The sequence below is a fragment of the Nocardia arthritidis NBRC 100137 genome (genome assembly GCF_001612765.1).
Lineage (GTDB): Bacteria > Actinomycetota > Actinomycetes > Mycobacteriales > Mycobacteriaceae > Nocardia > Nocardia arthritidis.
Map to the genome: position 1 here is coordinate 234,324 of NZ_BDBB01000005.1, position 12,890 is coordinate 247,213.

Sequence of the window (12,890 nt, forward strand, 5' to 3'; positions counted from 1 at the left end):
GCGACAGCACTGCGCCCGCCATCTCCGTCCCCAGAGGGTCTTCATTGCACCCGACGACCGAACCCGCTCAGAACCCGAGTTTGCCCAGCTGCTTGGGATCTCGCTGCCAGTCCTTGGCCACCTTCACGTGCAGGTTCAGGTAGATCCGGGTGCCGAGGATGTGTTCGATCTGCTTGCGGGCGTTGGTGCCGACTTCTTTCAGGCGGGAGCCGCCCTTGCCGATGACGATGGCCTTCTGGCTGGGGCGCTCGACGTAGAGCAGGGCGTGTACGTCGAGCATGTCCTCGCGCTCCTCGTAGGGCAGGACTTCCTCGATGACCACGGCCAGTGAGTGCGGCAGTTCGTCGCGTACGCCTTCGAGCGCGGCCTCGCGGATGAGCTCGGCCATCAGCGTTTCCTCCGGCTCGTCGGTGAGCTCGCCGTCGGGGTAGAACGCCGGGCCCTCCGGCATCTTCGAGGCGATGACGTCGACGAGGACCTCCACCTGCTCGCCCTTGACCGCCGACACCGGCACCACGTCGGCATCCGGGCCGAGCAGCTGGGACACGGCCAACAGTTGTCCGGCGACCTGGTCGCGGCTCACCTTGTCGATCTTGGTGACCACGCCGAGTAGCGTGGTCTTCGGCGCCATCTGCCTGATCTGCTGCACGATCCAGCGGTCGCCCGGACCGATCTTCTCGTCGGCCGGGATGCACAGCGCGATCACGTCGACTTCCGAATAGGTGTCGCGCACAAGGTCGTTGAGCCGCTGGCCGAGCAGGGTGCGTGGGCGGTGCAGACCGGGGGTGTCGACCAGGATCAACTGCGTGTGCTCGCGGTGCACGATGCCGCGAATCGTGTGCCTGGTGGTTTGCGGGCGCGAGGAGGTGATCGCGATCTTCGCACCCACCAGCGCGTTGGTCAGCGTCGACTTGCCGGTGTTCGGGCGACCGACGAAACAGACGAATCCGGAACGGAATTCCCGCGCGTCAGCCACCGCGAACCTCGCCGGATTCGGCGCTCACCGCGTCGGCCGCGTCAGCGGAGTCGTCGACGATCTCGAACACCGCGCCGTCGCGGTCGGTGAAGATGATCCGCGCCTCCGCCGATACCTCGCGCACCGCGGTCACACCGAAGTCGGACAACCGCCCGCCGACCACGACGGCCGCCTCGAATCCCTCCGCGCCGCTGGACAACGCCGCCGCCACGGCGGCTTGCAGCGCCGTCAGCCGCAGCGCGGTCAGCGTGACCTCACCGGCGGCGTAGGTGCGGCCGTCGGTGTCCCGGATCGCCGCTCCGCTCGCCCCGCCGGTACGGCCGAGTGCGCCCCGGGCCAGCACCACCAGCTTGTTGTCCTCGGCGTCCAGTTCGGTCATTCGCTGTCTCCGTCCTCGTCGCGATCGGCAGGGATCTCCCGCTCCGATCCGTTGGCCTTGCGCTTGCCATTGGCATTGTCCCCGTTGGTCTTCCCCGCGGGGACCTTCTCGCGCGCTTTGCGTACCACTACGGTGTTCACCCGCATCCGGCCCCGCGCGTCCGCGCCGCCTTCGCCGCGCAGCACCAGCCCGTGCGCCTCGATCTTCGACCCGGGCAGCGGCACGCGCCCCAGCTCGTGTGCGAGCAGGCCGCCGACGGTGTCGACGTCCTCCTCGTCGATCTCCAATCCGTACAGCTCGCCGAGGTCCTCCACCGGCAACCGGGCAGAGACGCGATAACGGCCGTCACCGAGATCCTCGATGGGCGGGGTCTCGTCGGTGTCGTACTCGTCGGCGATCTCACCGACGATCTCCTCGAGCACGTCCTCGATGGTCACCAGGCCCGCGATGCCGCCGTACTCGTCCACCAGCAACGCCATGTGGTTGCGCCTGCGCTGCATCTCGTCGAGCAGGCTGTCGAGCGGTTTGGAGTCGGGCATGAACACCGCGGGCCGCATCACCTCGCGCACCCGTACCTTGCGGCTGCGATCGGTGTAGGGCACCAAATCCTTCAAATAGACCACGCCGAGGATGTCGTCGACGTTCTCGCCGATCACCGGGATCCGCGAATGCCCGGAACGCACCGCCAGCGACATCGCCTGCGCCGCGGTCTTGTCCGCTTCGATCCAGACCATCTCGGTGCGCGGCACCATCACCGCACGCGCCGGTGTGTCGCCGAGTTCGAAGACCGACTGGATCATGCGCCGTTCGTCGTCGGCGACCACGCCGCGCTCACCGGCCATCTCGACCACCTCGCGCAGCTCGATCTCCGAAGCGAAGGGGCCGTTGCGAAAGCCCTTACCCGGAGTGATCGCGTTACCGATGAGGATCAGCAGCCTGCTCAGCGGGCCGAGTAGCGCGCCGATGAATTGCAGCGGCAAGGCCGCAGCCAGCGCGATGGAGTACGCGTGCTGCCGGCCCAGCGTACGCGGGCCGACACCGATCACCACGTAGGACACCAGCACCATCACCAGCGCGGTGACCAGCAGCGCCCAGTTCTTCCCCCAGACCGTCATCAGCCCCGCCGCCAGCAGCACCGTGGCGCCGATCTCGCACAGGATGCGCAGCAGCACCATGAGATTCACGTAGCGCGCCCGGTCGGCGACGACCCGGCTCAACCGCACCGCGCCGGGCCGGTCGGCGCGCATCATGTCGTCGACGCGAGCGGGTGAGATCGTGTTCAGGGCGGAATCGACACCGGCGAAGACCCCTCCCACCGAGATGAGCAGGACCGCGAGCAGAACAAGGGTCAGCGAATTCACGCTTGACCCAGGGAATCGCCCGGTGTGGTGAAGCCCGCCTTACCCAGCAACCGCGCGTCGCGTTCGGCCAGCTCGGCGCGCCGCCGAGCTTCCCGCAGGCTCTCGTACCACTCCTCGAGCAGCCGGGCCTGCAAGGCGAACATCTCCTTCTCCTCCTCCGGCTCGGCGTGGTCGTAGCCGAGCAGGTGCAGGACGCCGTGCACGGTGAGCAGGGCGAGTTCGTGATCCAGGGAGTGCCCGGCCTTGCGCGCCTGCCCGGCGGCGAATTCCGGGCACAACACGATGTCGCCGAGCATGGACGGGCCGGGTTCGGGGCTGTCGGGCCGCCCGCCCGGCTCGAGCTCGTCCATCGGGAAGGACATGACGTCGGTCGGGCCGGGTAGGTCCATCCAGCGCATGTGCAGATCGGCCATGGTGTCGAGATCGACGAGCACCATCGACAGCTCCGCGGCTGGGTGCACGTCCATCCGGGCGATCACGAACCGCGCGACGCTGACCAGCTCTTCTTCGGGTACGTCGATACCCGACTCGTTGGCGATCTCGATGCTCACCCGAACAGCCTACGATCCTCGCTGTCGCGTCGGCGGAGCGGAGCCCCGCCCGGCGAGACGAGTTATCGCCGGTCCGACCGGTTCGCCGCGCGGCGCTGCGCCCGATTGCCCGCGTAATGCGGGGCGACCTGCGGGCGCGTCTGGGCCTCGAAGCGGTCGTAGGCGTCGACGATGTCGGAGACCAGCCGGTGGCGGACCACGTCGCTGCTGGTCAGCTCCGCAAAGTGGATGTCTTCGATCTCGGTGAGGATCTCGCTGGCGGCGCGCAGGCCGGACCGAGCGCCGTTCGGCAGATCGACCTGTGTCACGTCACCGGTCACCACGATCTTGGAGCCGAAGCCGAGGCGGGTGAGGAACATCTTCATCTGCTCGGCGGTGGTGTTCTGCGCCTCGTCGAGGATGATGAACGAATCGTTCAGTGTGCGTCCGCGCATGTAGGCCAGCGGCGCGACCTCGATGACACCGGCCGCCATCAGCTTCGGAATGGCCTCCGGATCCATCATGTCGTGCAGCGCGTCGTAGAGCGGGCGCAGGTACGGATCGATCTTCTCGTTCAGCGTGCCGGGCAGGAAGCCGAGCCGCTCCCCCGCCTCGACCGCCGGGCGGGTGAGGATGATCCGGTTGACCGACTTGGACTGCAGCGCCTGAACCGCCTTGGCCATGGCCAGATAGGTCTTGCCGGTACCGGCGGGACCGATGCCGAACACGATGGTGTTGGCGTCGATCGCGTCGACGTAGCGCTTCTGGTTCAGCGTCTTGGGCCGGATGGTCTTGCCACGCCGGGACAGGATGTCCAGGCTGAGCACCTCCGCGGGGGAGTCGCTGGAGCCCTCGGTGAGCATGGACACGGTGTGCCGAACGGCCTCGGGCGTCACCACGCGGTTGCGGCCCGTGAGCGCGACGAGCTGCTCGATCACCCGCTCGGCGAGCGCGACATCGGCCGCCTTGCCGGTGAGCGTCACGGAATTGCCGCGGACGTGGATGTCCGCGTCGAGCAGCGTTTCCAGTTCACGAAGGTTCTGGTCGGCCGAACCGAGGAAGGGGAACACGGATTCGGGAGCGAGTTCGATACTCGAGCGCACGGTGCGCGCTGCGGGACCCGAGCCGTTGTCGCCGGCGCCGATGCCCGCCGCTGGGGTGGCCGGGTCGCCGATCTCGCCTTGTGTTCTCAAAAGTGGCTATAGCCTGCTTTCCGGTCTCGACTGCTGTATGGAGAGAAGTTTAACGCGCCCCACCGACACCGCCCAGTGAATATGCTGCGGGCACAATCGGGTCCTCACGGGATTCCCCCACGTCGCCGCGCCCAATCCTCGGTGAAGTCACGAAAGCGTCGCACCGCGTCCGGTGGCGTCGCCGCGGCGGACCAGACCAGCCCCACCGCGCGAGCGGCGCCCGCGTCCGCCAGCGGCACCGTGGCCGGGCCGGACAGCGGTCCCGCCGACAGCGGGTCCTCGTCCGGCAGGATGGCCAGCCCCAACCCCGCCGACACCAGGCCGGCCACGGTGACGAGATCACTCGATTCGAACGCGATCCTCGGACGGATATCCGCGGCGGCGCACAGTTCGTCGAAGATGCGCCGCATCCCGAAGCCGTGGTGCATGGTGACGAACTCCGCGTCGGCCACCTCCGCGAGCCGGACCTGCCGCCGCCCGGCCAATCGATGTTCCGGCGGCACCGCGAGGACCAGCGGCTGGCGCAGCACGGCGCGCCAGCCGACGCCCGCCACGGCGGGGCGGGGCGAGACGATGCCCAGATCGGCTTCGCCCGCGAGCACCCGCTCGGTCACCGCTTCGGCCGCGCCCTGCCACAAGGTGATCGTGATCCGGCCGGAAACGCGCCGGAAACCGCTGATCAGCTGCGGCACCAACGAGCCGCCGAAGGAGTGCTGAAAGGACAGCCGCACCATGCCCCCGGCCGGATTGGACCGATCGGCGAGCGCCTGTTTCGCTGCGTCGAGTTCCGATTGCGCGCGGCGGGCGTGTTCGTAATAGATCCGCCCGAACTCGTTGAGAGTGATCCGCTTCCCGTGCCGATCGAACAGTTCGACACCAACCCTGCGTTCCAATCGGGCCAACATGCGCGACAGAGTCGGCTGCGCGAGGTGCAACCGATCCGCGGCCGCACCCACCCGCTCCAGTTCGGCGAGTGTCGTGAACCACTCCAGATCCTCACCCAGCACGCCCCAGCCTCCCTATATGCGATCAGCACATGAACTCTGCTCTCATTATTCATTTCCGTTCTCAATAACGGCTGGTGATCCTGAACGAAAGGAGGAAGCCATGACCACGCCTTCGAGCGGGGTGGCACGGGACGCCGCCCACGACCGCAGGATCACCACCGCGCTGTTCGCGGCCGGCTTGACGACCTTCGCCTCCATGTACAGCGCCCAAGCGCTGCTGCCGAGCCTCTCGGCCGCGTTCGGCGCGCCGCCCGCGCGGGCGGCGCTGGCGGTCTCGCTCACGACCGGATTCCTCGCGCTGGCGATCATCCCGGTGAGCGCACTCTCGTCGCGGATCGGCCGGACCAGGGTGATGGCCGGTTCCGCCGTCGCGGCGGCGGTGATCGGTCTGCTGCTACCGCTGAGCCCCACACTGGATGTGCTGCTCGCCGGACGCGCGCTGCAGGGCGTCGCGCTGGCCGGTGTGCCCGCGGTGGCGATGGCCTATCTCGCCGAGGAGATCAACGGGGACGGGTTGGGCGCCGCGATGGGCATCTATGTGGCGGGCACCACGATCGGTGGGCTGGCCGGGCGGCTGATTCCGGCGTTCACCTCGGACCTCGCGTCCTGGCGGTGGGCGCTGGCAGTGGCCTCCCTCGCCGCCGCGGCCTGCACCGTGTGGTTCGTCCGGTGGCTGCCGCCCTCTCGCGGCTTCGTCCAGCGGCCCGCCGGTATCCGCACGGTGCTCGGTGACCTGGGCAGCCAGTTGCGCCATCGCGGGCTGCTCGCGCTGTTCGGGCTGGCATTCGTGCTGATGGGCGGGTTCGTCTCGATGTACAACTATCTCGGCTACCGGCTGGCCAGGGCACCGTTCAGCTTGCCGGAAGCGCTGGCAGGGCTGGTGTTCGTGCTGTATCTGGCCGGAACGGCGGCCTCGGCGGCGTCCGGACGGCTGACCGATCGGATCGGCAGGCAGTGGGTGCTCACGATCTCACTGGTGGCGATGACAATCGGGCTCGTCCTCACGATTCCCGATCACCTCGGTACCGTGATACTCGGTGTATTGCTCTACACCGCAGGGTTTTTCGGTGCGCACACCGCGGCGAGCGCATGGGTGGGCGCGATGGCCGAAGGCAATCGGGGCGCGGCGTCGTCGCTGTACCTGTTCGCCTACTACCTCGGTAGCGCGCTCATCGGCGGCGCGGCGGGCATCGCCTACGCCCGCGCCGGGTGGCTCGGCCTGGCCTGCGGCATCGGCTTCCTGATGGTCGTCGCGGCGTTACTGCTGGGCGTATCGCATCGAGCGCAGCGCGAGGCGGCGACGCGCGCCGCTCCCGCCTTGGAAGCGGCACCTGGCCGGGTCTGACCGAGCACCGCACCGATTGTCGCGCCACACGGGGGAATCGTCACCAGCGCGGAGTCAGCGCGCCGAGAGCGCCGAGGGCGACCGCCGCCGCGGTGGAGGTCCGCAGCACCGTGGGACCCAGCAAGGTCACGTCCGCACCCGCTTCGGTCAAGGCGGTGAGTTCCGCGTCGTCCAGCCCGCCTTCCGGGCCAACCACGAGGACGACTTCGCGGGCGTCGGCGAAGGGCAATGCGGTGAAGCGGGCGGTACCGGATTCGTGCAGCGCCGCGACGATCGCGCCGTCGGCCTTGGCCTTCCGGACCAGCCCCAGCAGCTCTTTTGTGCGGTGCAGGCCGGCGACTTCCGGGATGTAGGCGCGGCGAGACTGCCGGGCGGCCGAACGCGCCGCGGCCCGCCACTTGTCGACCCCTTTGGCGGCCTTGCCCTCCCAGTTCGCGACGCAGCGCGCGGCCTGCCAGGGAACGACGAAGTCGGCGCCCGCCTCGGTCATCAGCTCGACCGCCAACTCCGAACGGTCGGATTTCGGCAGCGCCTGCACGACGGTCACCGGCGGGGTCGGCGGGGTCGCCAGCCTCCGGTCGCGCACCGCCAGCTCGAGCCGGTCACGGTGCGCGGCGACGACCTCCGATTCGGCGAGTACGCCGCGCCCATCGGAAAGGGTGATCGGCTCGCCGACCCGGATACGGCGCACCGTGGCGGCGTGCCTGCCCTCCGGCCCGTCGAGCACCGCGACCGCACCCGGCTCCGGCACCTCGTCGAGGTAGAAGACCGTCGCGGCCACCTAGCGCCCGCTGAACGAGGCGCGCAGCCGCGCGAACAGGCCGCTGTTGTGCTCGGACTGCGCCGACATCACCTCGGCGCGTTCGCGCTCCCGCATTCCCTTGTACTTGCGCAGCAGTTCGGTCTGCTTGCTGTCCAGCTTGGCCGGGATCACGATGTCCAAGTGCGCGAGCAGGTCGCCGCGCGCGCCGGAGCGCAGCCGCGGCATGCCGTGCCCGCGCAGCACCGAGATCTCGCCGGGCTGGGTGCCCGCCGGAATGGTCAGCTCGGTGGGACCGTCGAGGATGGTGTCGATCACGACGGTGGTGCCCAGCGCCGCGTCGACCATCGGCACCCGGATGGTGCAGTGCAGATCGTCGCCGTCCCGGACGAAGACGTCGTGCGGCTGCTCCACGATCTCGACATACAGGTCACCGGCGTGACCGCCGCCCGGGCCCACCTCGCCCTGCGCGGCCAGCCGCACCCGCATGCCGTTCGCGACGCCGGCGGGAATAGGGGCGGCGATCTCGCGGCGCGCCCGCACCCTGCCGTCGCCACCGCACTTGTGGCACGGGTCGGGGATGGTCTCGCCCGCGCCGCGGCAGGTGGGGCACGGGCGCGAGGTCAGCACCTGGCCGAGGAAGGACCGTTGCACGGACTGGACTTCGCCCGCGCCGCCGCAGGTTTCGCAGCGCACCGGCTTGGAGTTGCCGTTGGTGCCGGAGCCCTGGCAGATGTCGCACAGGATCGCGGTGTCCACGGTGAGGTGCTTGGTCACGCCGACCGCGCACTCGGCCAGGCTGAGCCGGGTGCGGATCAGCGAGTCGGCGCCGGGCTGGACGCGGCCGCGCGGCTTGCGCGCACCGGCCGATCCGCTCATGCCGCCGAAGAACGCCTCGAACACGTCGCCGAGTCCGCCGAAGCCCGCGCCGTTGAATCCGGCCCCGCCGCCGCCGGATTCCAGCGGGTCGCCGCCCATGTCGACGATGCGCCGCTTCTCCGGGTCCGACAGCACCTCGTAGGCGGTCGACACTTCCTTGAACCTGGCCTGCGCCGCCTCGTCGGGGTTGACGTCGGGGTGGAGCTCACGCGCCAGCTTGCGGTAGGCCCGCTTGATCTCCTGATCGGTCGCGTTCTTCGCGACGCCGAGCAGTCCGTAGTAGTCCCGTGCCACTTGAGTTCTCTAGTCCTTGGTCGTTCTCGACGGTGCCCGCCGGTGCCCGCGCCGCGTTCGAAGCGCGCCGGCAACAGCATTAGTCTTGTGCACTCAACTTTATCCGGCCGAAAGTTCGAGCGTAGCAGTGGCGTCTCCCCGCGCTGGTCAGGTCAGCGCTCGGCGAGGACCTCGCCGATGTATCGGGCGACGGCCGCCACCGATGCGATCGTGCCCGGGTAGTCCATCCTGGTCGGGCCGAGCACTCCCATTCCACCGAGCACCGCTCCCGCCGCGCCGTAGCCGGTGGACACCACCGACGTGCCGCGCATCTGCTCTACCTGCGTCTCCTCGCCGATCCGCACCGTGACCGTCCCCGGCTGCTGGGCCGCGGCGAGCAGCTTGAGCACGATGACCTGTTCCTCCAGCGCCTCCAGGACCGCGCGCAGCGAGCCGGGGAAACCGAAGTCGGCGGCGTTGCGGGTGAGGTTGGCGGTGCCGCCGAGCACCAATCGCTCCTCGGGGTGCTCCACCAGGGTCTCCACCAGCACCGTGGACACCCGCACCAGCACGTCGCGCAGCCGCACCGGCGCGTGTTCGGGTAGCTCGGCGACCGCCGCCGAGGCCGAGGCCAGGCGTTTGCCGTCCATCGCGCCGCCGAGCATGCCGCGCAGCGCGGCCAGGTCCTCGTCATCGATCAGCGCGCCGAGTTCCACCAGACGCTGATCGACCCGGCCGGTGTCGGTGATCACCACCAGCAGCAGGCGCGCGGGATTGAGCGCGACCACCTCGATGTGGCGGACCGTGGACGCCGAGACCGTCGGGTACTGCACAACGGCGACCTGCCTGGTCAGCTGGGCCAGCAAACGGACGCCCCGGCGCAGCACGTCGTCGAGATCGACACCGGACTCCAGGAACTCCATGATCGCCCTGCGCTCCGCCGCCGACAGCGGCTTCACTTCGGAGATCCGATCGACGAACTGCCGATAGCCCTTGTCCGTGGGTATGCGCCCGGAACTGGTGTGCGGCTGGGTGATGTAGCCCTCGGCCTCGAGCACAGCCATGTCGTTGCGCACCGTCGCGCTGGAAACACCCAGGTTGTGCCGCTCGACCAGCGTTTTCGACCCGATCGGTTCCTTGGTCGCGACATAGTCCGCGACGATCGCGCGCAGGACCTCGAAGCGCCGATCCTCGGTGCTCGACATCGGCCCCACCTCCTCGCTGTTCGTCTCCGATCACGCCGTACCCGGCGCCGGCGCACCGCGGCCACCACACATCGCGGGCGAATCACGGTTCGTCCGTTCCGTCAGTCTAATTGTCGGTACCCGGAGCGCTCGCCCGCAACGCCTCCTATGTCAGCGGGAAACGGCGCGGTCGATCAGCGCGGCCACGGCGTCGGGCCGGGAGACGAGCGAGGCATGGGAGGCGTCGATCTCACTGGTTCGCGCTCCCATCCGCTGAGCCATGAAGCGCTGCGAGGACGGCGGGATGACCCGGTCCGCCGCCGAGACCAGATACCAGCTCGGGGTGCCCGACCAGGAAGGCGGCCCGGAGGGCTCGAGGTCGGCCTTCACCGCGATGGAGTGCTGGTGGGCGATCATGCCGGCCGCGGTCGCCGGAGCGACGTCCTGGGCGAAGACGTCGTTGAAGCTGTCGGGCGCGACATAACCGTCCACATTCTTCCCGGCGACACCCGTGGCGTCGTCTCCGGCGTGACGACGCGATAGCCGCGCTCGCGCAGCACGGCGGCGACGCCGTTCCAGCTGGTGGTGTCAGCGAAGGCGCCGTGCACGAGCACGATGGTGGGCAGCGGCTGCGCCTGCGCGGGCCCCGCCGACGCCGCGGCGGCGAGCGCGAGGGCGAGCACGGCCACGGCCCGGCGCAGGCAATGTTTGCTCGTCATCGGTTCTGCGCTCCTCACTGCTTCAGGAAGTCCAGCAGATCGGCGTCGAACGCTTTCTCATAGTCACCACACAGGCCGTGCGGGGCGCCCGGATACACCTTCAACTGGGCTCGGGGCAGCAATTTCGCCGTCTTGGCGCCCGCGGCGGCGAACGGCACGATCTGGTCGTCGTCGCCGTGCGCCACCAGCACCGGGATGTCGATGCTCGGCAGCTCGGCGGTGAAATCGGTCTCGGAGAACGCCTTCACGCAGTCCAACGCGCCCTTGAGTCCGACCTGCATGCCCATCAGCCAGAAGTGGTCGCGCAGCCCTTGCGAGACTTTCGATTCCGCGCGGTTGGCGCCGTAGAACGGGACCGACAGGTCCTTCCAGAACTGCGATCGATCGGCGGCCACACCGGCGCGGATGTCATCGAACGCCGCGATCGGCGTCCCTTCCGGATTGCCGCCGGTCCGCAGCATCAACGGCGGAACGGCACCGAGCAGCACGGCCTTGGCGACGCGCGAGGTGCCGTGCCTGGAGAGGTACCTGGTCACCTCCCCGCCGCCGGTCGAGTGCCCGACCAGAGTCACGTCCCTGACGTCCAACTCGTTGAGCACCGCGGCGAGGTCGTCGGCGTAGTGGTCCATGTCGTGCCCGTCCCACACGTCGCTGGAGCGGCCGTGCGCGCGCCGGTCGTGCGCGATGGCGCGATAGCCGTTGCTCGCCACCAGATTCATCTGGTTGTCCCAGGCATCCCCGTTCAGCGGCCAGCCGTGGCTGAACACCACGGGACGCCCCGCGCCCCAGTCCTTGTAGTAGATCTCGACGCCATCGGGGGTGGTGATCGTCGGCATGGCAGTTCCCTTCGATCTGGCTGGATGGTCGGATTACGCGTCACCGGACTTGCGGCCGCACCGGCGCGGCTCCTGGGCCGAAGCGGACTCGGACTCGGTCGATCGCCGTTCGACAGCGTATGACGGGCGACTGCCGGAAAAACGACTGTCCGTGCACGATCTTCGGCTCAGAATGCACGGGCGGATCGGGGGCGCCGTGCGAGGATTGCCGAATCTGTCTCATTTGCGACGGAGGCTGTGATGACGGTCGTGTTCGATTCGGACACCATCGCGCCGCACGAGCGAATGGCCGCAGTGGCCGCGGCGCTGCAGGAGGCATCGGTCCCGTCCCATGTGGTGCTGGACGGGCCGGAAGAGCGTGTCCACGCCACGGTCGACGCCTGGCGGTTCGGCGAGGCGAGCATGTTCCGCGCCCGTACCTCGGCCGTCCAGCTGGTCCGGACGCCGAAGCAGGTTCGGACCTCACCCGCGCCGGTGCTGGCGGTCGCGGTGCAGCAGGCGGGGGAGGGTCGATACGACCAAGGTGACATCCGGCGCGTGGTGCGACCGGGCGATCTGCACGTCATGGACCTGAACGCGCCCTATGATTTCGGCTGGCGCGGTGAGGGGGCCTCGACCTGTCTGCACGTGCCGCTGGATCGACTCGGCCTGCCCGCCGAGCTGATCAGTCAGGCCGCGGCCAGGGTGCAGGACAGCCCGCACTACCGGCTGGTGGCCAACCACATCGTCCAGCTGACCGCCGACGCCGACGCGCTCAGCGCCGACCCGGCGGCCGCGCTGTCCGGCTGCGCCAGCATCGAGTTGATCCGGGGCCTGCTGTTGTCGGCGGGCGGAGACGACGGCAACGGGGCCGTCGTCCCGACCGACATCCTGCTGTCCCGCATTCGCGCCCATGTCCGGCGCAACCTGGCCGATCCCGACCTCGGCGCGCAACAGATCGCCAAGGCGCACAACATGTCGGTACGGCAGCTGTACAAGATCTGCGCGAACGCGGGGTACAGCCTGGAGCAGTGGATCATCAGCCAGCGGCTGGAGCAGGTGCGCGGCGATCTGGCGCGACCGGATCAGAAGCACCGGACGATCGCGATGATCGCGCGACGCCGGGGCTTTCGCGATCCGAGCCATTTCGCACGGCGTTTTCGCGCCGCCTACGGACGCTCGCCTCGGGAATGGCGCAGGATCGCGCTCGCCACGGACGAGCCGTAGCGGTCAGCCGCGGTCGGCGATTCTCGCCTGTTTGCCCGCGAGGGCGTCGAGGCCGAGCATCGCCAGCAGCGATTCGCAGTCGGTGGCGTTCTGCGCGTAGCTGGCGACGGTGCGCGCGGCGACGGCGCACTGGCGCGCATTTTCCGCTTTCTCCGCCGCTCGCGCTTCCGCGAATTCGCCCGGTTCATGGATAAGGGTGATGTGCCGTGCCGACGCCATAAGTCTCCTTGGGGGTTGGTCGC

13 protein-coding genes and 1 pseudogene are annotated in these 12,890 nt (G+C 69.2%); 2 read left to right on the top strand and 12 right to left on the bottom strand.

What is annotated here, in order from left to right; genetic code table 11:
* Positions 1-67 precede the first annotated feature (67 nt).
* From era to NA8_RS05250, 6 genes are all read right to left on the bottom strand, one after another.
* The gene (gene era, locus NA8_RS05225) at positions 68-976 is read right to left on the bottom strand and encodes a GTPase Era (RefSeq protein ID WP_063049198.1); all 909 of its coding nucleotides are present in this window, start codon (positions 974-976) and stop codon (positions 68-70) included.
* A complete protein-coding gene (locus NA8_RS05230; RefSeq protein WP_063049199.1) occupies positions 969-1,355 on the bottom strand; it encodes a cytidine deaminase-like protein in 387 nt (128 codons plus the stop codon). The genes era and NA8_RS05230 overlap by 8 nt, the downstream gene beginning before the upstream one ends.
* Entirely contained in the window at positions 1,352-2,716 is a 1,365-nt protein-coding gene (locus NA8_RS05235) for a hemolysin family protein (RefSeq protein ID WP_063049200.1), read from the bottom strand. Before NA8_RS05235 ends, NA8_RS05230 begins: the two co-directional genes overlap by 4 nt.
* Positions 2,713-3,267 carry an rRNA maturation RNase YbeY gene (gene ybeY, locus NA8_RS05240; protein WP_063049201.1) on the bottom strand — a complete coding sequence of 185 codons (555 nt, stop codon included), beginning with the start codon at positions 3,265-3,267 and terminating at the stop codon, positions 2,713-2,715. Before ybeY ends, NA8_RS05235 begins: the two co-directional genes overlap by 4 nt.
* 62 nt (positions 3,268-3,329) lie before the next feature.
* Positions 3,330-4,391 (bottom strand): PhoH family protein, encoded by a 1,062-nt coding sequence (locus NA8_RS05245; RefSeq protein WP_063049262.1) that lies wholly within the window; start codon positions 4,389-4,391, stop codon positions 3,330-3,332.
* A 152-nt stretch (positions 4,392-4,543) separates the two neighbouring features.
* Entirely contained in the window at positions 4,544-5,446 is a 903-nt protein-coding gene (locus NA8_RS05250; RefSeq protein ID WP_063049202.1) for a LysR family transcriptional regulator, read from the bottom strand.
* 100 nt (positions 5,447-5,546) lie between these two features.
* Between NA8_RS05250 and NA8_RS05255 the strand changes: the two genes are divergently transcribed.
* Positions 5,547-6,791, top strand: coding sequence for an MFS transporter (locus NA8_RS05255; protein ID WP_063049203.1), 1,245 nt, complete (start codon positions 5,547-5,549; stop codon positions 6,789-6,791).
* Positions 6,792-6,831: 40 nt separating this feature from the next.
* On the opposite strand, the gene NA8_RS05260 is transcribed toward NA8_RS05255, so the two are convergent.
* The 5 genes and pseudogenes from NA8_RS05260 to NA8_RS05280 form a co-directional block, all read right to left on the bottom strand.
* Positions 6,832-7,572 carry a 16S rRNA (uracil(1498)-N(3))-methyltransferase gene (locus NA8_RS05260; RefSeq protein ID WP_063049204.1) on the bottom strand — a complete coding sequence of 247 codons (741 nt, stop codon included), beginning with the start codon at positions 7,570-7,572 and terminating at the stop codon, positions 6,832-6,834.
* Positions 7,573-8,724 (bottom strand): molecular chaperone DnaJ, encoded by a 1,152-nt coding sequence (gene dnaJ / locus NA8_RS05265; RefSeq protein WP_040865605.1) that lies wholly within the window; start codon positions 8,722-8,724, stop codon positions 7,573-7,575.
* Positions 8,725-8,876: 152 nt separating this feature from the next.
* Complete coding sequence (gene hrcA / locus NA8_RS05270; RefSeq protein ID WP_063049205.1) at positions 8,877-9,908, bottom strand: heat-inducible transcriptional repressor HrcA; 1,032 nt, start codon at positions 9,906-9,908, stop codon at positions 8,877-8,879.
* A gap of 150 nt (positions 9,909-10,058) precedes the next feature.
* Positions 10,059-10,606: pseudogene (locus NA8_RS32465) on the bottom strand (alpha/beta fold hydrolase).
* A 14-nt stretch (positions 10,607-10,620) separates the two neighbouring features.
* Positions 10,621-11,442, bottom strand: coding sequence for an alpha/beta fold hydrolase (locus NA8_RS05280; RefSeq protein ID WP_063049207.1), 822 nt, complete (start codon positions 11,440-11,442; stop codon positions 10,621-10,623).
* A gap of 240 nt (positions 11,443-11,682) precedes the next feature.
* Here NA8_RS05280 and NA8_RS05290 point away from each other — a divergent pair, with 240 nt between their 5' ends.
* Entirely contained in the window at positions 11,683-12,648 is a 966-nt protein-coding gene (locus NA8_RS05290; RefSeq protein ID WP_063049209.1) for an AraC-like ligand-binding domain-containing protein, read from the top strand.
* A 3-nt stretch (positions 12,649-12,651) separates the two neighbouring features.
* Here the strand turns inward: NA8_RS05290 and NA8_RS05295 are convergent, their stop codons facing one another.
* Complete coding sequence (locus NA8_RS05295; RefSeq protein ID WP_063049210.1) at positions 12,652-12,867, bottom strand: hypothetical protein; 216 nt, start codon at positions 12,865-12,867, stop codon at positions 12,652-12,654.
* Positions 12,868-12,890 lie beyond the last annotated feature (23 nt).